This is a genomic window from Actinosynnema sp. NPDC023587 (genome assembly GCF_040640215.1).
Taxonomy (GTDB): domain Bacteria; phylum Actinomycetota; class Actinomycetes; order Mycobacteriales; family Pseudonocardiaceae; genus Actinosynnema.
The window spans coordinates 618,666-638,419 of sequence record NZ_JBFABG010000004.1; the positions used below are offsets into that span (position 1 = coordinate 618,666).

A 19,754-nucleotide genomic window follows, 5' to 3' on the forward strand; every position below is an offset into this window, starting at 1 on the left:
CCGGGTGCGGCGGCCGGCGGACGTGCGCCGGCCGCCGCGCCCCGGCTCAGCCCCGGGAGGGCTCCGGCGTGCCCGAGCCGTCCGCCGGCACGGTCCACGTCCCACCCGCCAGGCCGTAGCCCACGGTGCCGGCGTCCGGCCAGACGGCCTGGTCGTCGACGCTGCGGGTCTCGGCCAGCGGGGTCTCCGCCATGGTCCGCAGGTCCAGCACGTGCAACCGCCACGGACCCGGCTCGACCTTCTTCTTGAACGCCAGCCGCGTGCCGTCCGGGGACAGCGACGGGCACTCCACGTTGTCCCGCAGGGCGTCCGCCTCCCACGTCCGGTAGTCCGCGCGGATCAGGTGGGTGCGACCCCGGCTCGCCGCGGTCGCGTAGAACGTGCTGTCGTCGGCGGTGAACGTGACGCCCCAGAAGTTCAGGTCGGGCGCGGAGTACCGCTCGCCGTCGACGGTCAGCGGGATGTCCTCGACCGACTTGCGCAGCTCGTCGGTCGAGGTGTCGAGGATGCCGGTCCGGGTGGAGAACCCGGCAGTGTTGTAGGAGTCGCCGGACACGAACACCGTCCACGACACCATCCGGCCGCTCGGCGACACCTGGAGGCGGCTCGGGATGCCCGGGACCTCGTGCCGGGTCTCCCGCCCGCCGGAGGTCACCGCCAGCTCCACCACCGGCGGCAGGCCGGGCAGCGCCCGCAGGCACGCCGACGTGCCGGCGGCCGACGAGCGCCGCGCGCACCCGTCGGACGCGCCGACCGCGTGGCCCCGGGCGTGCAGCACGTAGCCCGCGGCGGCGAGGATCAGGACGGCAGTGGCCGCAACACCGCTGCGCCAACCAAGACGACGGCCAGCGCGGTCAGCGACACCACCAGCGCCGTCGACACTCCCCAGATCGTCCACATCGCTCCAAACAGGACAGAGGACACGAGTTTCGCCAGCGCCTGCCCGGTTTGCAGCACCGCCATGCCGCTGGTGCGCAGCGCGGCGGGCAGCATCGGGCCGGCGGCGGCCGGCAGCACGCCGTCCGTGGCGGCGTAGAACAGGCCGTGCAGCGCGAGCACGGCGAACACGTTGGCGTACGGCGTGAGCAGCAGCCCGAACGCGGCGGCCAGCGCCACGTGCCCGGCGAGGAACACCGGCCAGCGGCCCACCCGGTCGGCGAGCCGGCCCAGCGGCACGGCCAGCAGCAGGTAGACCGCCGCCGTGCCCAGGGCCAGCAGCGGGAAGTGCACCGCGTCCAGCCGGAGTTCCTGCTGGAGCAGCAGGTACAGGAACCCGTCGCCGACCGCGACCACGCCGAGCAGCGCGGCCCAGCCGACGACCCGGCGGAACTCCCCGGTCCACAACGACCTCAGCCGGGGCCGGGTGACCACCGGCGACTGCCGGTCGCGCACCAGCAGGGCCAGCAGCACCACGCCCAGCGCGGCGAAGCAGAAGCTGGTGACGAACACCGCGTCGTACGAGCCCAGGCTGGCCCACAGCACGAACATCGCGGCCAGCGGCCCGAGGAACGCGCCGATCGTGTCCATCGCGCGGTGCACGCCGAAGGCCCGGCCGAGCCCGTCGGGCGGGCTGCTCAGCGAGATCAGCGCGTCCCGGGGCGCGGTCCGCAGTCCCTTGCCGGTCCGGTCCACGGCGAGCACCCCGCCCAGCGCGACCGGTGACGACACCACCAGGAACCCGATCTTCGCCGCCGCCGACAGGCCGTAGCCCGCCAGCGCCACGGCCTTGCGCCGCTGCCACCGGTCGGCCACGTGCCCGCCGAGCAGCCGCACCACCGCCGTCACCCCGGAGTAGAGCCCGTCCAGCACGCCGAACAGGAGCGGGCTCAACCCGAGCGCGACCACGAAGTACAGCGGCAGCACCGCCGTGACCATCTCCGAGGAGATGTCGGTGACGAGGCTGACCAGGCCGAGGGCGAGCACGTTGCCCGCCACCCGGCCCCCGCCCCGGCCGCCCTCCGGCGTCCGACGTGCGGTCGCCAGGTACATCAGTGACAGTTGTAGGTCGGAGTGCTGTCGACCGGCTTCCCGTCCAGGCCCAGGTACTGCCAGGAGTAGGTGCTGTCGGTCAGGGTCATCTTGAGCACGCCGTGCGCGGACCTGGCGAACTCGGTGATCGCGGGGTTCGCGGACACCTTGTACAGCGACGCACCGCCACCGCCGCCGATCACCGAGCGGGTGCCGTTCGGGTCGGCTTTGCCGGCGGCGTTCAGCGGCTTGAACCGCTCGTAGTGGTGGTCGTGGCCGGACAGGACGAGGTCGGTCTTGGCGGCCACCAGGGTTTCCCACAGCGTCGCGCTGCTGGTGTTGTTGCCGTGTTCACCGGAACTCCACCGGGGGTGGTGGAAGTAGGCGGCGACGCAGCCCTTGCGGTTGTCGGCGAGGTCCTGCTTCAGCCACTCGACCTGCGCGGAACCGGGTTTGCTCGACGCGGTGGAGTCCAGCGCGACGAAGTGCCAGTTGCCCTGCTCCCACGAGTAGTGGGTCTTGCCCTGCGGGGTGGCGATCGGGCCGAAGTAGGTCTTGTACCCGGACAGCGGCGGGCTGTCGTAGGTCTCGTGGTTGCCCGGGACCGGCTTGGTCCTCGCCTTGAACCTCCCCCAGGTCTTGTCGTAGTAGTTCTGGAAGTCCGACAGGTGCGCGTCGTCGTACTGGTTGTCCCCCATGGTGATCACCGCCACGGGGTTCATCTGCTCGACCAGCTTCGCGGTTTTCGGGTGCACGCACGACGAGCTGCTCGCCGTGCACCGCTCGGCGATGTCGCCCGCCGCCGCGACCACGAACGAGCCGGAGCCCGCGCCGGTCGTGGCCCGGACCCGGTCGCTGGACCCGGAGGTGTTGCCGGCCGCGTCCCGGGCCCGCACCGCGTAGTCGTAGCCGGTGCTGCCGGCGAGGCCGCTGTCGGTGTAGGTCGTGCCGTTCGCGGTGCCGACGACGACGCCGTCGCGCATTACGTCGTACCCGGTCACGCCGACGTTGTCGGTGGCCGCCGTCCAGACGAGCGCGGCGCTGCTGGACGTCGTCCCGGTGACCCGGAGGCCGGCGGGCGTGCTCGGCGGCACGGTGTCACCACCGCCGCGCACGCCGTAGACCTCCAGCTCCCGGATCGAGTAGCCGTAGGCGGTGGCCCGCGCGGTACCGAGGACGCGCAGGTAGCGGCCGGTGCCCTGGAGGCCGGCGTGGGTGTCGGAGTCCCCGTCGCCGGTGGTGCGGCTGCTGAGGTCGGTCCACGTGGAGCCGTTCGCGGAGAGCTGGACCTGGTACTTGGTCGCGTAGGCGTCCTCCCAGCGCACGATCACCTGGCTCACCCGGGAGGGGCTGCCGAGGTCCACGGCGAGCCACTGGGGGTCGATGCCGGGCGCGCTGGCCCAGCGGGTGTCGGTTCGGCCGTCCACGGCGAACTGGCCGGCCAGGGTGGGGTCTTCGACCGACGAGGTGGTGATCGGTCGGTCTTGGGAGAGCAGGGCATCGGCTGGTGCGCTGGCGGCGGTCAGCGGCTGTGCGAGCAGCAAGAGCACAGCCGCCGACGCCAACGGGGCGACGCGGCGCACGGTGTTCTCCTCACGGTCCGGGGCGGCGGCTCGGGAGTCGAATAGTAAAGACTGTTTATAATTGGCAGGCTAGCGCCGCTCCGGCACCGGAGTCAACGGCCGGCGACCACTTCCGGGTAATCGGGCAGTGACACCGCGTTCGCTTCCCGCGTGGCGGGTTTCGCGAACAGCGGTGTCAACCACCGCGTGGTCAACACCCGGTAAATCGTTTCCGCTGCCGGGTCTTCGCCTCGGTCGGCGGTGCCGGACACCGCCCCGCCCGCCGACTCCTAGCACCCCTCCACGAACCGCCGTGGCGAGGACCACCGAAACGCGCCGTCCACCCCTCCGGACGCCTCCGCCAACGACGTGACCGAGTCCCCGAAGACGTACTCGGACCGGCTCCCGCCCCGACGCGTCCACCACCTGCGCGCCCCTGTGCGTGGCCTGGCGGCGCACCTCCCTCAGGATGTCCGTGCCCGCACCCTGCTCCGCAGCGCTGACGAGGCGCGCACGAAGTGCCGAGAACGTCCCCTCGGGGGTGGGGAGCCTGCACAATGGTCCGATGCGGCACGCGTCGGCTCGGCTGGTCCTGCTGGTAGCGGTGGTCTCGACGGCCCTCGTCGCGTCGGGGTGCACCCACCCGGTCACCGGCCGCCCGGTGGCCGGCAAGGTGGTCACCAAGGACGGCGTCGACCCGAGCTTCATCAAGGGCACCGACGGCGGCGACATCGACCGGCTCGGCGCGACCGCCGTCACCGACATCGACGAGTTCTGGGAGCAGGCCTACCCGGCCACGTTCGGCGAGAAGTGGCGGCCCATCGAGGGCGGCATCTACTCGGTGGACACCTCGGACCCGGCGGCCAAGCCCCCGCCGTGCACCGAGAAGGCCAGTGACGTGGAGGGCAACGCCTTCTACTGCCCCAGCGCCGACGCCATCGCGTGGGACCGCGCCGCGCTGCTGCCCGTGCTGCGGGACGGCTACGGCGACGCCGCCGTGGTCATCGTCCTGGCCCACGAGGTGGGGCACGCCGTGCAGCGCCGGATGGGCATCACGCCCGAGGTCGAGCGCAAGAACCCGGACAAGTACCCGACCATCCTCACCGAGGCGATGGCCGACTGCTTCGCGGGCAGCTTCGTCAAGTGGGTCAACGACGGCAAGTCCGAGCACCTGGACATCGGCACGGACACGCTCGACGCGGCCCTGGGCGCGCTGGTCTCGTTCCGCGACCCGGTGGGCACGTCCCCGGACGACAGGTCCGCGCACGGCAACGCGTTCGACCGCGTGTCCGCCTTCCAGGACGGGTACCAGGAGGGCACCAGGTTCTGCTCCGGGATGACCGTGCAGAGCCGGAAGTTCACCCAGCAGGCGTTCACCAACATCGACGACCGCGACCGGGGCGGCAACCTCCCGTTCGACGAGATGCTCACCGCCCTCACGCCGGACCTGGACGCCTACTTCAAGGCGCTGGTCACGGCCAAGGGCAAGACCTGGACGTCGCCCAGGTCCACGCCCACCCAGGAGGAGCCGGACTGCGCCGGCGACCAGGGCCCGGTGGCGTTCTGCCCGGAGGACAAGACGGTGGAGATCGACGTGGCCGAGGAGCTGCCGAAGCTGCACGCCAGGATCGGCGACTACGCGACCGGCATCCTCCTCGCGTCCCGCTACGGCATGGCGGCGCGCGCGGCCCTCGGCAAGGCGGTCGACGGCGACGAGGCGTCCGCCGGCGCGCTGTGCCTGGCCGGTGCCTACACCCGCGAGGTGCTGACCCGGCAGCAGGGCTTCGGCCTGTCCCCCGGCGACCTGGACGAGGCGGTGAAGGTGCTGCTGGCCTACGACTACGCGGCCCGCGACGGGTCCGGGAAGGCGTCCGTCGCGCCGGGCTTCAAGCGGGTCGACGTGTTCCGCAGCGGCGTGTTCGTCGGCGACAAGGCCTGTGGGCTCGGGTAGTTCCGGGCCCACGGCCCGCGCCGGACAAGTAGTGTGCGCACGGGACCGCACAGATCGGGATGGGGCTCGGACATGGCTCGACGGGTGTTCACGGTTGCGGCGCTGGTCGCGGTCGCAGCGTTGACCGCCGGCTGCTCGCAGAGCGTGCACGGCTCGGCACGAGCGGTGCGGCCGGACGTGTCCAAGGTGTCGGGCCTGGACATCACGAACGGTGACAGCGGTGCCAAGCCCGGCGTGCCGGACGCGGACCTGCGGGTGGAGAACGGCGACGGCGGCGAGATGGACCGCCTGGCCATCAACACCCTGGCCGACGTCGAGGAGTACTGGTCGGAGCAGCTTCCGAAGAACTTCGGCGGGACGAAGTTCGTGCCGGTCAAGCGCCTGGTCTCGTACGACTCCAACGGTCCGGGCGTCGAGATCTGCCGCACGAACACCAAGGGCGTGGCCAACGCCTTCTACTGCTCCCTGGACGACAGCATCGCCTGGGACCGGGGCGAGCTGCTCCCCATGCTGGAGGACGCCTTCGGCCCCATGGCCGTGGTCACCGTGCTGGCGCACGAGATGGGCCACGCCGTGCAGTACAAGCTGGGCCCGGAGAGCGGCGTCACCCAGGCCACCCCGTCGATCATCAAGGAGCAGCAGGCCGACTGCTACGCCGGCAACTTCTTCCGCTGGGTGGCGGAGGGGAAGTCGAAGCACTTCCGGATCTCCACCGGACCGGGCCTGAACCAGATCCTGGCCACCATGTTCTTCATCCGCGACGCGGCCGGCACCTCGGCGGAGAAGCAGGGTGCCCACGGCAGCGCGTTCGACCGCGTGGCCGCGTTCCAGTTCGGCTTCGCCGGCGACCCCAAGCGCTGCGCCGAGATCGACGACCAGGAGATCAAGACCAGGATCACCCAGGAGAAGTTCGACGCGCAGGACGTCGACACCGGCCTGGGCAAGGGCAACGTGAAGGTGGACGACCAGCGCTACCTGGACCTGCTGGAGGAGAGCCTCCGCAGCGCCTACAAGCAGAGCGGCGCGACCCCGCCGACGATCAAGACGGGCGAGGGGAACTGCGCGGACGCCCGGGAAACCAGCCCCGCCGCGTACTGCCCGTCGACGAACACGATCACGATCGACCTCCCCGACCTGGCCAAGATCGGCACCCCGCCCAAGCGGGGCCAGAAGGGCGGGATCGGCGATTTCGCCGCCTTCGCCGAGATCGCGTCCCGCTACGCCCTCTCGATCCAGAAGGCGACCGGCTACTCCCTGGAGGGCCCGGCGGCCGGCCTGCGCACCGCGTGCCTGACCGGGGCCTGGGCGGGCACCACCACCGACGCCAAGGCCAACCTCCGCCTGTCCTCGGGCGACCTGGACGAGGCCGTGGCCGAACTCCTGGCGGACAAGAGCCTCATCGCGGCAGACGTCAACGGCCAGGTGGTCCCCTCGGGCTTCGCCCGGGTGGAAGCCTTCCGAGACGGTTTCTACGACGGTTCCGGCCTCTGCACCCGCAAATACTCGGACTGACCACGCGAGCAGTCCGGATCGGGACGGGTCACGACAACCGCGTGTGGTGCAAGACCAGAAGTGCGGCCACGGTGTTCGCCGACCGGATATCGCCGTTGCGGATGAGTTCGGGCACGAGCTTCAGCGGTACCCATTCGCGCCGGTGGGACTCGAAGTCGTCCTCCGGGTGACCCACGTACTCGGCACCGTCTGCCTGGTTGTCAAGACCGGACCGAATCGCCCTGAAATTGGCGTGACGAAACAGCGGGACAGGACAGCCCCTCGTCTTCCGCTGAGGTCGAGTTCGGGAAATTGATCAATGGATTGATCGCGGACACCGCGCCCCGACTGTTCGCTGTAGTGCAGGTTTACGGCGATCGTGCGGACACTCGCGTGGGTATTGGAATTCGTGGATCACGCGGAAGTGATACCCGACGGCGGTCCCGGAGACCGTCGAGAGCGTCGCCCGCGCGCGGCGAACCGCCCTTTGCCGGGACCGCGAGCGCGCTTTCGCTCGCGGTCCTGACAAATGGGGGGTGGTCTTCGACGCCGGTCGTCCTGGGCGGGTCGCGCGTCCGGCGAGGACGCCGCACCGCCGCGCTGCTCAGAACAGCGCGCTGGCCAACCCGCGCCGAGCTCGGGCCACGCGCTCGTCATCAGCCGGGAACAGCTCGAAGAGCCCGACCAGGTGCTCCCGAACCCGGTCCCGGTCCTCCCCGTACACCCGCCGGACGGTGTCGATCAACCGCCCGAACGCGCGCTCGACGTCCTGTCCGGCCAACTCGACGTCCGCCGCGGCCAACTGCGCGTCGACGTCGTCGGGCCGGGCGTCCGCCGCCGCTACGGCTTCCGCGGAGAGCCCCTCGGCCCGCGCCGTGAACCGGACCTGCGCCAGCGCGGCCTTCGCCTCGGCGTTGGCGGGCTCGGCCGTCAGAATGGCCTCGTAGGCGGCGATGGCCGCGTCGAACTCGCCGCGCTCGAACGCCTCTTCGGCGGCCACGAACCGGGGGTCGTCGAGCTCCTCCGCCGGCTCGTCGGGACCGGCGGCCTCGGCGGCCTTGATCCCCGGCAGGCGGTCGCGCAGGGCGTCGAGCAGCCGGTCGATCCACTGCCCGAACTCGGCCTGCGGCATCGGTCCGACGAACGCGTCCACCGGCTGCCCGGCGGCCATCGCGACCACGGTGGGCACCGACTGCACGCCGAACGCCTGCCCCACCCGGGGGCTGACCTCCAGGTCGACCCGGGCGAGGAGCCACGCGCCGCCGCTCGCGCGCGCGGCCTGCTCCAGGATCGGGGAGAGCTGCTCCCCCTCGGGACTCAGGGACGCGGTCAACTCGACCACGACCAGGATGTCCAGGGAGCGTTCGACGACGGACTGGAAAGTCGCTTCCGTGACGTCGAGCACCCACGGACTGGGCCCGCCGTCGGTCGCGGCCGAGGCGGGCGGCGCGGTGGACCGCTGGCGGGCGGCGTCGGCCCGGGCCTTCAGCGCGCCGAGGTCGACAGCCCCGGACAGCGCGGCGGACAGTGCTGCGGTCTTGCGAGGGTCTGGCCTTGTCACACTGCCATCCTGGCACGAGTCCCCGGACCCACCGCGCGCGACCGGTCAGGTAGTCAGCTCGCGCACCGGATCGATGGCCATCGGGTTGGTGCGCATGGCGTCGTTCTTCTTGGCGAGCTCCAGCGCCACGGGCGTCATCAGCTCGATGAACCGACTCGTCTTCGCAGGTCCGAGCACCTTCCACGGGTTCTCGGCGGCTTGATCGGTACGCCGTTCGATCTCCTCGCGCAGGGCTCTACCCCCGGCGGTCAGGCCCCCGTCGTACAGGGATCGCGCCGACAGGGACGCTTCCGCAGCCGCCCACTCGTCCTCGCTCCACCCCCGGGCCGCCCGCAAATACGCGGCGTCCAGCCCCTTGTCGGCCCCGAACAGCACGAGGGTCTCGCAGGGCGTCAGGTCAGCCGCCACGAGCGCCGCGATGTGCCCGTCTCCGCGCAGTTCCCGCAGTGTGGTGCACGCCTGCCACAGCGCCAGGTGGGGCTCCGGCGGCACGTCCAGCGCCGCGTTGGCCGCACCCAGGACGCGTCCGGCCGAGGACGCCCCGGCGGCGACCTCGACCGCGAGCCCCGCCGCCTCGTCCACGTCCAGCGCGGGCAGCATCCGCCGCAGCGCCGCGTCCACGCCGCGCAGCCGTGCTTCCAGGAACCGCTCGGCCGGGGCCACCGCCCAGGCGTCGGGCAGCGCTCGGGCCACCACGCGCGGGTGGAAGCTGTAGAACGCCGCCGCCACGGTCTGCGGCGGCGCGGCCCCCAGGGGTGCCGCGCGCATCCCGAAGTAGCCCATCCAGCCGCCCTTGCAGCCCAGCTCGTCGGTGACCGCGCGGGACTCGGGTGTGAAGTAGGTGACGTCGTGGTAGGTCTCGAAGCGCAGCCACAGGTCTCGGGGTGCCATCCCCGAATAGTAGGACGTCCTACTATCTCGCACCGGTGGAGGTCAGTCGGCGGCGAGGTGTCGCTCGACCCGTTCCACCTTGGCCCGGAGCTGCCCCGCGTACCCGGGCCGGATGTCCGCCTTGAGGACCAGGCCCACCCGGGGCGACACCGCCCCCACCACGTCGGTCGCCCGCTTCACGACCGCCATGACCTCGTCCCACTCCCCCTCGACCAGCGTGAACATCGCGTTGGTCTCGTTGGGCAACCCGGACTCGCGGACCACCCGCACCGCCGCCGCGACGGCCTCCGCGACGCTGTCGGACTCCCCGCCGAGCGGGCTGACGCTGAACGCGACGAGCACAGTTGCCTCCTGGTATCCGGGTACCCACTGGTAGCTTCGGCCCATGACGTCCCAACCGCTGCCGTTCGACCCCATCGCGCGCGCCGCCGAGCTGTGGGAGAAGCGGATCGGGCCGTCGACGGCGATGGCGGCGGTCACGAGCGTCATGCGAGTACAGCAGATCATCCAGTCCGCCGTGGACGCCGCCCTCAAGCCGCACGGCCTCACCTTCGCCCGGTTCGAGGCGCTGGTGCTGCTGACGTTCTCGCGGACGGGCAGCCTGCCGATGCGCGTGATGGGCGAGCGGCTGCAACTGCACCCCACGAGCGTGACCAACATCGTGGACCGGCTCGAAGCCGACGGCCTGGTGCGGCGCAACCCCCACCCCACGGACCGGCGGACGACCCTGGTGGAGATCACCCCGGACGGGCACGCCCGGCGGGAGGCGGCCACCGAGGCGGTGACCTCGGTGGAGTTCGGGTTGCGCGGGCTCACCGAGCGCCAGACCGAGCAGCTCACCGACCTCCTGGCGAAGGTCCGGCGCTCGGTCGGGGACTTCTCGGACTGAGCCCGGTCGTGCGGAACGTAGTGGCCCTGGTCCTCGTCGACGGTGCGCCCGTCGGCTCCGTCGAGTTCACCGTGGACAGCCCGTGGTGGAACGACGTCGAGCCCGTGGTGACGCGGTTGGACGAGGTGCTGGGCGTCTCGACCAGCGTGCTGCGCCTGGTGTCCGCGACCGGGTCCGGGATGCGCGGGGGAACCGTCACCTACCAGGTCGAAGCCGCCGCGCGACCTCGGCTCGGACTCCGGCCCGCCCCGCACGACCCTCCTGCCGAGCCCGAGCCGCTCAGGATGCCGTGGGCACGTCCGGGCGGGCCCGCGGCGCTCGTCGCCTGGGCGGGGGAGCACGTCGACGTGCGGCGGGCCGTGCAGGTGAAGACGTGGAACCTGTCGTGCCTGTACCGCCTGGAGACCGACGACGGGACGTTCTGGGCCAAGCAGTTCCCGGAGTTCATGGCCGACGAGGCGGCGGTGATCTCGATGGTGCGGAACGTGGACCCGGCGCTCGTGCCGGACGTGGTCGCCTCCGCGCCGCAGCGTCTGTTGATGCGCGCGGCGGGCGGCATCGACTGCTGGCGGCCGTCGGCCGAGGTGATCGCGGACGTCGTGCCGCGCTGGGTGGCGGTCCAGGCCGCGCTCGCCGGTCCGGCGGCGGCTCGGGTCCGGGGCGTGCGCGTGCCGTCGTTCGGGCTGCCGGACACGTTGCTGCACGGCGACTTCCACCCGGGCAACTGGCGCTCCGGCGGAACCGTGCTGGACTGGGGTGACGCGCACTGGGGGCACCCGGCGCTGGACGCGGCCCGGCTGATCGGGTTCGTCGGGGACGACCTCGGGATCGCGCGGGTCTGGGCCGATGCCTGGTTGCGGCACCGGCCCGACAGCGACCCGTTGGCGGCACTCCGGCACGCGCGGCCGGCGTCGCACCTCGTGGGCGCGCTGGTGTACCAGGAGTTCCTGGACCACATCGAGGAGAGCGAGCGGGTCTACCACCTCGGCGACCCCGAGCGGGAGCTGGAGACGGCCCGATCGCTCGCGGTCGACCCGTGGCCGGAGACCTGAGAGCTCAGGCCCCGTCCGACGCCGTCTCCGCGAGCTTGCCGGTCTTCTGCGCCCAACGCTCGAAGAACACCGTGCCGAACGGCGGGATGCTCGCGACGAGCGCCCAGAACGTGGTGCGGCGGTCCCAGCGGTGGGCCAGCATCAGCGTGACGAGGACGTAGGCGACGAAGATCCCGCCGTGGATCGGGCCGAAGATCTTGACGCCGATCTCCGGGCCTACGACGTACTTGAGGAACATCCCGATCAGCAGGCCGGCCCAGGACACGGCTTCGGCCAGCGCGAAGAGACGGAAACGACCAACGGGGCTGGAGAGCATGCCGTCCATTGTGGTGGGTGACAGGGCTCACCCGGCGGCAGGGGTCCGTTTTGGGAGGTTCTTCCGGCCGACCCTGACCGACCCTGACCGCCGCGTGGCCCCGTAGGGCGCAAAGGTTGCGCCCTACGGGGCACGACGCGGCAAACGCACTACGGCGGTGTGCGTTCTGCCCTCGTCAGTCTTCCCAGCGGAACACCTTGGCGGCGATGAACCCCACCACCAGGGTGAACCCGATGAGCACGGCCGAGGGCACGACCAGGGCTTCGACGCCCTTGCCCCGGACCAGGACGTCCAGCATCCCGTCGTTCATGTGCCGCAGCGGGAAGATGTTCGAGACGGTTTGCAGCCAGCCCGGGGCGTTCTCCACCGGGAAGAACGTGCCGGAGAGGAACGCCATCGGCATGATGACGAGGTTGGCCGCGCCGCTGGCCGCTTCCTCGGTCTTGCAGAACGCCCCGACGAGCATGCCGACCGCGAAGAACGCCGTGGTGCCGAGGACCAGCAGCGGCAGTGCCAGCCACCACTGGCCGGTCAACCGCAAGCCGAACCACGGGGTCAGGGCCACGGCCACGAACATCACGCCCTGGGCCAGCGCGGTGCCGATGCTGACCAGGATGCGGGAGCTCAGGACGGCGGTCGTGCCGACCGGGGAGAGGCGGATCCGGCGCAGGACCTGCTTCTTGCGCCAGGAGACCAGGGTCAGGGCCGCGCCGAACACGCCGGAGATCGAGACCGCCCAGGACAGGATGCCGGGGGTGAGGTACTGGATCGGTTTGAGCGAGGCGTCTTCGACGGCCTTCGCGTCGAGCGTGAACGCGGGCGGGGTGTTCGTGGCGGCGACGTTCACCTTGTCCACGACGCCCGAGACGATGCCGACGACCGTCTGCGCCTTGACCTGGTCGCTGGCGGCGAAGGTCAGTTCGACGCTGTCGCCGTCGACCGCGACCACGGCCGGCAGGTCACCGTCGTGGACCTGCCGGCGCGCGGTGTCGAGGTCGTCGTACTTCTCCAGCTCCAGCGCGCCGGTCTGCTCCAGCGCGGTGACGACCGGACCGTCGCCCACCACGGCGACCTTCGTCCGCTCGTCGCCCGCGTCGCGGAACAGCAGGCCGAAGACGACCAGGAACATCAGCGGGAAGACGAAGGCGAAGAACAACGTCATCCGGTCGCGGAGGAAGCCCTTGAGCATCGCGATCGACAGGCTCTTGAACGCGGTCATGCGCGGTACTCCCGTCCGGTCAGGTCGAGGAAGACGTCCTCCAACGTGGCCGTCCGCACCTGGAGGCCGTCGAGCGTGCCGCGTTCCGCCAGGGCGGACAGCACGGGCGCGGGCTTGCGGGTGGAGATGGTCAGCGAGACCTCGTCCTCCTGCACGTCCTCGACGCCCCGGATGGCCTTCGCGTCGACCACGCCGAGCACGCCCTTCTGGAGGATGACGCGCGTGGGCGCGTCAAGCCCCCGGACCAGGGTGGCCGGTGCGTCCATGGCGAGGATCCGGCCCTTGTCCATGATCGCGACCCGGTCGCAGAGGATCTCCGCCTCGTCCAGGTAGTGCGTGGTGTAGACGATGGTCTTGCCGCGTGCCTGGATGGCGCGCAGCACGTCCCACAGGTTGCGCCGCGCCTGCGGGTCGAGCGCGGCGGTCGGCTCGTCCAGGAAGACGATGTCCGGGTCGTGCACCAGGGCGCACGCGATGGACAGCCGTTGGCGCTGACCGCCCGACAGCTTGTTCTCCCGCACGTCGGCCTTGTCCGACAGGCCGACCAGGTCCAGCATCTCGTCCGCCTTGCGGGCGGTGACGCCGTAGAGCGACCCGAACGTCTGCAACTGCTCCTTCGCGGTGAGCTTCTCGAAAAAGCTGGACGCCTGGAGCTGCACGCCGATCCTCGGCAGCAGCGCGGTGTTGCGCGGCCACGGGTTCTCGCCGAGCAGCGTCACCGAACCCGAGTCGGATTTGCGCAGACCTTCCACGATTTCCAGGGTCGTGGTCTTGCCCGCCCCGTTCGGCCCGAGGATGCCGAAGAACTCCCCCTCGGCGACGGTGAACGAGACGCCGTCCACCGCTTTCAAATCGCCGTAGTGCTTGCGGATGTCCGCGACCACCACGGCTGGTATGTGTGCCCCTGTCATGGCTGGAACGTAGACCGTCGTCGCACGGCCGGCGGGCGAAGTCCGCCGGCCGTGCGACGAAAGTGACCAAAGCTCTACAAGTACAATACTTTCGTCGCTCGTCCCGGTTGCGCTGTGCGTTCATCCGCCCGCGCACGGTGATAGTCGCGGCCGGCGGCCGATCCCACTGCGGCCCATTTCAGGGTTGCGCTGTCACCGAGTCCGGCGGATGTCCCGTGTGGGCGAATTATTGTTTTCCGCCACCGGGGTGCGAGTTCGCCCGGGGCGGTCAGGCGCAGGGGGAGGGCGGGGCGCTGCCGGGTGCGGTGGCCCAGGTGGCTTCGGCGGGGTCGGCGGTGAGGGTGAAGTCCAGTTGCGCGCCGGCGGTCAGCGTCCGGTGGTCCACCCACACGCGGTCGTGGCGCACGTCGTCGAGCCGGGCCGCCTTGATGTACTGGAGACCGCCCGGGTCGGCCCCGTCCGCCGTGATGACGATCGGGTCGCCGTTCCGCTGGTGGATCACCGACCGGGCGTACCTCGGCGCGTGCAGGATGAACTGGCCCGTTCCGGGGACCGCCGGGTAGAGGCCGAGGGCGCTGAAGACGTACCAGGCCGACATCGTGCCGAGGTCGTCGTTCCCCGTCACCCCGTTCGGGCCGTCCACGAACAGGGTCTGCGCGGCGCGGTTCACGGCCGAGGTCTGCCACGGCCGGCCGATCAGCGCGTACAACCACGGCGCGTGCAGGTCCGGTTCGTTGTTGGGGTTGTACCGGAACTGGTTGTAGTAGTCGTACGGGCCGATCACCCACTTCTCGCGGACCGTCTTCGCCGGGTTCGCCACCAGGTCGTCGTAGGCGAAGAAGTCGTCCAGCCTCGCCGCCGCCGCCTCCACGCCGCCCAGGCGTTCCACCAGGCCGGGCACGTCGTGGTGCGCCAGCCACTGGTACTGCCACGCGGTGCCCTCGTGGAAACCGTCCTGCCCCTGCGGGGTGAACGGGGTCAGCCAACGGCCGTCGGCCGTCTTCGGGCGGGGGAAGCCGGTGAAGCCCCGGTCGGTGACCGTGTCGTCCCACAGCACCCGGTAGTTCAACGCCCGGCGGCGGAGGATCTCGGCGTCGTCGTCGTGGCCCAGCGACTTCGCCATGATGGAGAGCGAGCAATCGGCGAGCGCGTACTCCAGGGTGGCGGACGCGCCGTGGTGCGGGTCGACGTCCTGGCCCTTCTTGGGGAAGTCCTTGTCGTAGGGCACGAAACCGTTCTCCGAGTACGACGGGTTGCCGACCCGCCCTTCGAAGGGCGATTCCGGGTCCGGCACGCCGGTGGCGTTCTGGAGCAGGGCCCGGTACGCCTGGTCCACCCGCCCCTCCAGCGCCCCGAAACGCCACAGGTCCACCAGGAACGGGGTCACCGGGTCCCCGGTCATCGTGTTGGTCTCCTGGTTGGCGTAGGCCCACCTCGGCAGCCACCCGCCCTGCTCGTGGATGGTCAGCACGGACCTGGCCACGTCCTCGGCGCGGTCGGGCCGCAGCAGCGCCAGCAGTTGGTTGTGGGCCCGGTAGGTGTCCCAGAGCGAGTAGTACTCGTAGTAGGTCCAGCCGACGGCGGTGTGGACCTCGTCGTCGAAGCCCCGGTAGCGGCCGTCGATGTCGTTGCCGGTCAACGGTTGCAGCAGCACGTGGTACAGCGCCGTGTAGAAGACCGTCCGGTCCCGGGGGTCGTCCGCCTCGATCTCGACCGAGCCCAGTTCGGTGCGCCACAACGCCTGCGCGGCGTCGCGGAGTTCGTCGAACGTCCGGTCGCGCGCCTCCACCAGGTTCTTCGTCGCGCCGGCCGGGTCGACGTGGGAGATCGCGGTGGCCGCGGTGACCGGGCCCTCGGCGAAGGTGAGCCACTGGCCGCGCAGGCCCTCGCCACCCTCCGCGCCGCCCCAGTTGCCGGTCTCGGTGAACGGGCGGTCGAACGTCGTGGTGAAGTAGGTCGTGTAGGGCTTGCCGCCGCAGAACGCCTGCGCCGTCACGGTGCCCACCAACGTCCGGTCGCCCACGACGCGCACGCTGCTGCCGGACACCGGCTCCTTGTCGTTCGCCTGTCCCACGTTCACCAGGACGTGCGGCGTGGCACCGGCTGGGTAGGTGAACCGCTCGACGCCGGTCCGCGTCGTCGCGGTGGACTCGGCGGTGATCCCGGACGCCAGCCGCACCCGGTAGTAGCCCGGTCGGCCGATCTCGCCCTCGTGCGCGTAGCCCACGCCGTAGCGGCGGTGGTCGAAGCTCGACGGCAGCCCGGTCGTCGGCAGCACGGACACCAGGCCGCCCTGCTCCCAGCAGCCCGCACCGGACAGGAAGAAGTGCCCGAACCCGCGGATCACCGGATCGTCGTAGCGCCAACCCGCGTAATGCGACCCGATCGGACTCGAATGGGCCATTCCGAACGGCGCGGAAGCGCCCGGGAACGTGTTTCCCTCGTCTTTCGTGCCGATGAACGTGTTCACCGACTCGACCGGGTCCGTCTGCGCGTCCGCCGTCACGGGTACCACCATAGCGGCCATTGTCAGGAATACCAGCGTCGCGCGGAGCACGGCTTTACCGTATTGCCCGCCCCGACTCCCCGCCACTCGACGTGAGCGGTCGATTCCGCCCGCTCCCCGACCGTTCGGATGAATGCGCGAATTCCGCCGGGACGGCGGAATTCGCGCCTGGTCACGCGAGGCCGACCGCGAACACGTGGAACGTGCCGCCGGTGACCGAGGCGGGCAGCGTCACCGACCGGACCTCTTTCGCCCGCACCGCGATCGGCGCGGTGGCGAAGACGAACACCTTGAGCTGCTGGGAGGTGCCGCCGGAGTTGTTCCGGTACGGCGTGACGGCCACGACCCGGTTGTCGAACGACGGCGGCGTGGTCGCGTTGCCGCCCAGCGCCCAGTCGGAGAAGCCGACGTCCTCCAGTTGGGTCGTGCCGTCGGCGTAGGTGATGGTGAGCTTGCCCGACGCCTTGCCGCCGCCACCGCTGCCGAGCAGGCCCAGTCTCGTGCCGGTGGCGTTGAGCGTGACGGTCTGGCCGGTGGTGGTGACGTTGTCCGGCTCCCCGACCGGCGAGGTCGGCCAGGTGTAGGTGATGCCGTCCTGGCTGACCTCCGCGCCGGGGGTCAGCCCCTCCTCCCCCAGCGCCTTGCGGGAGTAGCTCCAGCCCCCGCCGTCGAAGTTGCCGATGGCCTGGTCGTCGTCCGGTGACGTGCCGACGTTGTTGAACGCGGCCCGCAGGCTCCCCGGATCGGCCACCAGCACGGAAATCGTGCTGCGCTGCCCGTTCGAGAAGGAGACGGGGACGCGGTGGGTCCGCTCGGCGGCGTCCGCGGCGACGGAGACCGCCACGGTCTGCCCGGCCTTGCCGCCCGGCGGTGCGGTGATCCCGCCCTGGCTCGGGACGACGGCGATGCCCTGGGGCGGCTGGGCGTTCCAGGCGACCTCGCCGCCCTTGCCGGAGAAGTCCTGCGCACCGATGGTGACCGTCCCGGTGCCGCCGGCGGGCAGGACGAGGCGGCCGGGGGCGATGTACGACTGCTGACCGACCTCGCCGTCGCGGAACGACGGCGGCGCGTCGGCCGGTCCGGTGCCCCACGCGGTCGGCTCGGTGGTCAGGTCGAACGCCACCGTGCCGCCGTTGGCCACCAACGACTCCGGCAACCACGTGCGGGTCTGCGCGCGGCCGTTGAGCTTGAGGTTCGCCACGTGCTTGCCCGCGCCGGTCGTCTCGATCACGATCGGCCTGCCGTTCGGGCGGGTGATGGTGACCTTCGAGAACAGCGGGCTGTTGACGGCGAGCTCGGCGCGACCGGGGATGGCCGGGTACACGCCGAGCGCGGCCCACACGTACCACGACGACATCTGGCCCAGGTCGTCGTTGCCCATCAGGCCGTCGGGCCCGGGGCCGAACAGCTCGTCGACCGCCTTGCGCACCACGGCCTGGGTCTTGGCGGGCGCGCCCGCCCAGTTGTAGAGCCACGGGCTGTGCATGATCGGTTCGTTGCCGAGGAACGCGTGCGGCTCGTCCGGACCGGCGTTGAGCTTGGCGAAGAAGAAGTCGAGCCGGTCGCGGACCTTCGCGTCGCCGCCCATCGCGGTGAACAGGCCGCGCGCGTTGTAAGGCACCATCCAGGTGTACTGCGCGGCGTTGCCCTCGACCCAGTTGTCCGGGCTGCCGGGGTCGAACGGCTCGACGAACGAGCCGTCGCGGTTGCGGGCCTGGGTGTACGAGGTGGCCGGGTTGAACACGTTCTGCCAGTACTGGGCCCGCGCCATGAACGCCTGCCAGGTCGCGCCGTCGCCGAGCCGCCGGGCCAGCTCGGCGATGGCGAAGTCGGCGCTGGTGTACTCCAGGGTGGTGGCGGGCGCGCCCCAGACGCCTCGCGCGCCGACCGGGACGTACCCGAGTTCCTGGTACTCCGCCAGCCCCGGGCGTTCCTCGTAGCCCTGGGTGGGCTGGGTCGCGCCGCGCAGCATGAGCAGCAGCGCCTTCGACGCGTCGAAGTCCTTGACGCCGAACGCGTACGCGCTGGAGACCATCACGTGGTACGGGTCGCCGACCATGACCCCGGTGTGGCCGTTGGCGACGGTCCAGCGGTCCCACGAGCCGCCCTGCTCGGCGAACGCCACCATGGAGCGGACCATGTCGGCCGTCTCCTCCGGTGCCAGCAGCGAGAGGAGCTGCACTTCCGAGCGGTAGACGTCCCAGCCGGAGAAGTTCGTGTAGACCGCGTGCCCCTGGTCGGCGGTGTGGATGCGCCCGTCGAAGCCGGGGTAGCGGCCGTCGACGTCGGAGAAGACGTTGGGCTGCAACAGGGAGTGGTACAGCGCGGTGTAGAACGTGGTGCGCTGGGCGTCCGTGCCGCCGGTGACCGCGACCTGGTTCAACCGGTCGTTCCAGGCCTTGCGGGCGGCGGTGTGGACGGCGTCGAACGACTTGCCGGCGTTCTCCGCGTCGAGGTTCTTCTGCGCCCCCTCGACCGAGACGAACGACAGGCCGACCCGCATGGTCACGTCCGGGTCGGCGAACGTGACGTAACCTCCGCTGCCGGGCCCGGAGACCGTGGTGTCCAGCGCGCCCGCCGAGCGTTCCCCGGCCTGCGCGGGGAGGGTCTTGCGGGCGTCGCCGAGGTCGCCCCTGCGCGGCGAACCACCGCGCTCGGCGGTCCTGCCGGGCGTGACCGCGCCGTTCTTCCAGGTGCCGACCGACTCGAACGGCTGGTCGAACCGGGCGTGGAAGTACACCCGGTAGCGGTGGTCCGCGCCGCAGAACCGGCCGCTGGTGGCCCACCCGCTGATGGTGTCGGCACCGATGGCGACCTCGGCGTCGTCGGTGCCCGCGACGGAGCCCGAGGTGTTGACCAGCAGCGTGGACGTGCTGCCGCCGGGGTAGGTCAGCCGGCCGGTGCCGGTGCGCTGGGTGACGCTGAGCTCGACCTCAGCGCCGCTGTCCAGGGTCACCCCGTAGTAGCCCGGGGTGGCGGACTCCGCGGCGTGCGAGAACGTCGAGACGTACCGGCCCGGGTCGGCGGCGGGCGACGTCGTCACCTCGCCGACGAACGGCATGATCGGGATGTCCTGGTAGGTCGAGCACCCCGCGCCGGACAAATGGGTGAGGCTGAACCCCTTGATCCGGTTGTCCTCGTAGGAGTAGCCGCCGTGCTGGTGGGTCACCGTGTCGGGGCTCCACTGCACCATCCCGAAGGGCACGTCCGCACCGGGGAAGTTGTTGCCCGCGCCGCCGCCGGTGCCGTGGTCGGGACCACCCGGTCGGGTGCCGACGAACGGGTTCACCCAGCGCGCGAGATCGTCCGGTAGGGCTTGGGCCGCGACCGGTTGGACCAACGCGATCGCCACCACCGCCGCTGTCGCCAGTGCCGTCCTCACGAGCCCTCCTCGGTTGACAACGCTGTCCACGAACCTCGGGTAGTCGCATAATCGC

The 19,754-nt window shown here is 71.2% G+C and carries 15 protein-coding genes; 4 read left to right on the forward strand and 11 right to left on the reverse strand.

Annotation, left to right across the window (positions count from 1 at the left end; translation table 11 throughout):
- Positions 1-46: 46 nt before the first annotated feature.
- From AB0G01_RS15200 to AB0G01_RS15210, 3 genes are read right to left on the reverse strand one after another with little or no spacing between them, the layout of a single operon-like run.
- Entirely contained in the window at positions 47-778 is a 732-nt protein-coding gene (locus AB0G01_RS15200; protein WP_360944937.1) for a hypothetical protein, read from the reverse strand.
- A 20-nt stretch (positions 779-798) separates the two neighbouring features.
- Positions 799-1,989, reverse strand: a complete 1,191-nt coding sequence (locus AB0G01_RS15205) for an MFS transporter (protein ID WP_360944940.1) — start codon at positions 1,987-1,989, stop codon at positions 799-801.
- Positions 1,989-3,551, reverse strand: a complete 1,563-nt coding sequence (locus AB0G01_RS15210) for a discoidin domain-containing protein (RefSeq protein WP_360944943.1) — start codon at positions 3,549-3,551, stop codon at positions 1,989-1,991. The genes AB0G01_RS15205 and AB0G01_RS15210 overlap by 1 nt, the downstream gene beginning before the upstream one ends.
- A 544-nt stretch (positions 3,552-4,095) precedes the next feature.
- On the opposite strand from AB0G01_RS15210, the gene AB0G01_RS15215 reads away from it, so the two are divergent.
- Positions 4,096-5,481, forward strand: coding sequence for a neutral zinc metallopeptidase (locus AB0G01_RS15215; protein ID WP_360944946.1), 1,386 nt, complete (start codon positions 4,096-4,098; stop codon positions 5,479-5,481).
- 72 nt (positions 5,482-5,553) lie between these two features.
- Positions 5,554-6,993: a neutral zinc metallopeptidase gene (locus AB0G01_RS15220; protein WP_360944949.1), complete on the forward strand. Its 1,440-nt coding sequence runs from the start codon at positions 5,554-5,556 to the stop codon at positions 6,991-6,993.
- Between the two features lie 583 nt (positions 6,994-7,576).
- Here the strand turns inward: AB0G01_RS15220 and AB0G01_RS15225 are convergent.
- From AB0G01_RS15225 to AB0G01_RS15235, 3 genes are read right to left on the reverse strand one after another with little or no spacing between them, the layout of a single operon-like run.
- Entirely contained in the window at positions 7,577-8,533 is a 957-nt protein-coding gene (locus tag AB0G01_RS15225) for a tetratricopeptide repeat protein (protein WP_360944952.1), read from the reverse strand.
- Between the two features lie 45 nt (positions 8,534-8,578).
- Positions 8,579-9,424 carry a hypothetical protein gene (locus AB0G01_RS15230; RefSeq protein WP_360944955.1) on the reverse strand — a complete coding sequence of 282 codons (846 nt, stop codon included), beginning with the start codon at positions 9,422-9,424 and terminating at the stop codon, positions 8,579-8,581.
- A 42-nt stretch (positions 9,425-9,466) separates the two neighbouring features.
- Positions 9,467-9,766: an MTH1187 family thiamine-binding protein gene (locus AB0G01_RS15235; protein WP_360944958.1), complete on the reverse strand. Its 300-nt coding sequence runs from the start codon at positions 9,764-9,766 to the stop codon at positions 9,467-9,469.
- A 43-nt stretch (positions 9,767-9,809) separates the two neighbouring features.
- On the opposite strand from AB0G01_RS15235, the gene AB0G01_RS15240 reads away from it, so the two are divergent.
- Positions 9,810-10,313, forward strand: a complete 504-nt coding sequence (locus AB0G01_RS15240; RefSeq protein WP_360944961.1) for a MarR family transcriptional regulator — start codon at positions 9,810-9,812, stop codon at positions 10,311-10,313.
- 8 nt (positions 10,314-10,321) lie between these two features.
- Complete coding sequence (locus AB0G01_RS15245; RefSeq protein WP_360944964.1) at positions 10,322-11,365, forward strand: phosphotransferase; 1,044 nt, start codon at positions 10,322-10,324, stop codon at positions 11,363-11,365.
- 4 nt (positions 11,366-11,369) lie between these two features.
- Here the strand turns inward: AB0G01_RS15245 and AB0G01_RS15250 are convergent, their stop codons facing one another.
- The 5 genes from AB0G01_RS15250 to AB0G01_RS15270 all read right to left on the reverse strand — a co-directional run bounded on the left by AB0G01_RS15250 (position 11,370) and on the right by AB0G01_RS15270 (position 19,699).
- A complete protein-coding gene (locus AB0G01_RS15250; RefSeq protein WP_360944967.1) occupies positions 11,370-11,681 on the reverse strand; it encodes a DUF3817 domain-containing protein in 312 nt (103 codons plus the stop codon).
- Between the two features lie 175 nt (positions 11,682-11,856).
- Positions 11,857-12,900 (reverse strand): ABC transporter permease, encoded by a 1,044-nt coding sequence (locus AB0G01_RS15255; RefSeq protein ID WP_360944970.1) that lies wholly within the window; start codon positions 12,898-12,900, stop codon positions 11,857-11,859.
- Complete coding sequence (locus AB0G01_RS15260; RefSeq protein WP_360944973.1) at positions 12,897-13,811, reverse strand: ABC transporter ATP-binding protein; 915 nt, start codon at positions 13,809-13,811, stop codon at positions 12,897-12,899. The genes AB0G01_RS15255 and AB0G01_RS15260 overlap by 4 nt, the downstream gene beginning before the upstream one ends.
- A gap of 268 nt (positions 13,812-14,079) precedes the next feature.
- The gene (locus AB0G01_RS15265) at positions 14,080-16,368 is read right to left on the reverse strand and encodes a GH92 family glycosyl hydrolase (protein ID WP_360944976.1); all 2,289 of its coding nucleotides are present in this window, start codon (positions 16,366-16,368) and stop codon (positions 14,080-14,082) included.
- Positions 16,369-16,489: 121 nt separating this feature from the next.
- Entirely contained in the window at positions 16,490-19,699 is a 3,210-nt protein-coding gene (locus tag AB0G01_RS15270; protein WP_360944979.1) for a GH92 family glycosyl hydrolase, read from the reverse strand.
- Positions 19,700-19,754 lie beyond the last annotated feature (55 nt).

What these genes read in the sequence shown, in the direction of transcription:
- AB0G01_RS15205 (WP_360944940.1), bottom strand. Translation starts at nt 1,989, where the DNA reads ATGTACCTGGCGACCGCACGTCGGACGCCGGAGGGCGGCCGGGGCGGG.
- AB0G01_RS15215 (WP_360944946.1), top strand. Translation starts at nt 4,096, where the DNA reads ATGCGGCACGCGTCGGCTCGGCTGGTCCTGCTGGTAGCGGTGGTCTCG.
- AB0G01_RS15220 (WP_360944949.1), top strand. Translation starts at nt 5,554, where the DNA reads ATGGCTCGACGGGTGTTCACGGTTGCGGCGCTGGTCGCGGTCGCAGCG.
- AB0G01_RS15230 (WP_360944955.1), bottom strand. Translation starts at nt 9,424, where the DNA reads ATGGCACCCCGAGACCTGTGGCTGCGCTTCGAGACCTACCACGACGTC.
- AB0G01_RS15240 (WP_360944961.1), top strand. Translation starts at nt 9,810, where the DNA reads ATGACGTCCCAACCGCTGCCGTTCGACCCCATCGCGCGCGCCGCCGAG.
- AB0G01_RS15250 (WP_360944967.1), bottom strand. Translation starts at nt 11,681, where the DNA reads ATGCTCTCCAGCCCCGTTGGTCGTTTCCGTCTCTTCGCGCTGGCCGAA.
- AB0G01_RS15255 (WP_360944970.1), bottom strand. Translation starts at nt 12,900, where the DNA reads ATGACCGCGTTCAAGAGCCTGTCGATCGCGATGCTCAAGGGCTTCCTC.
- AB0G01_RS15260 (WP_360944973.1), bottom strand. Translation starts at nt 13,811, where the DNA reads ATGACAGGGGCACACATACCAGCCGTGGTGGTCGCGGACATCCGCAAG.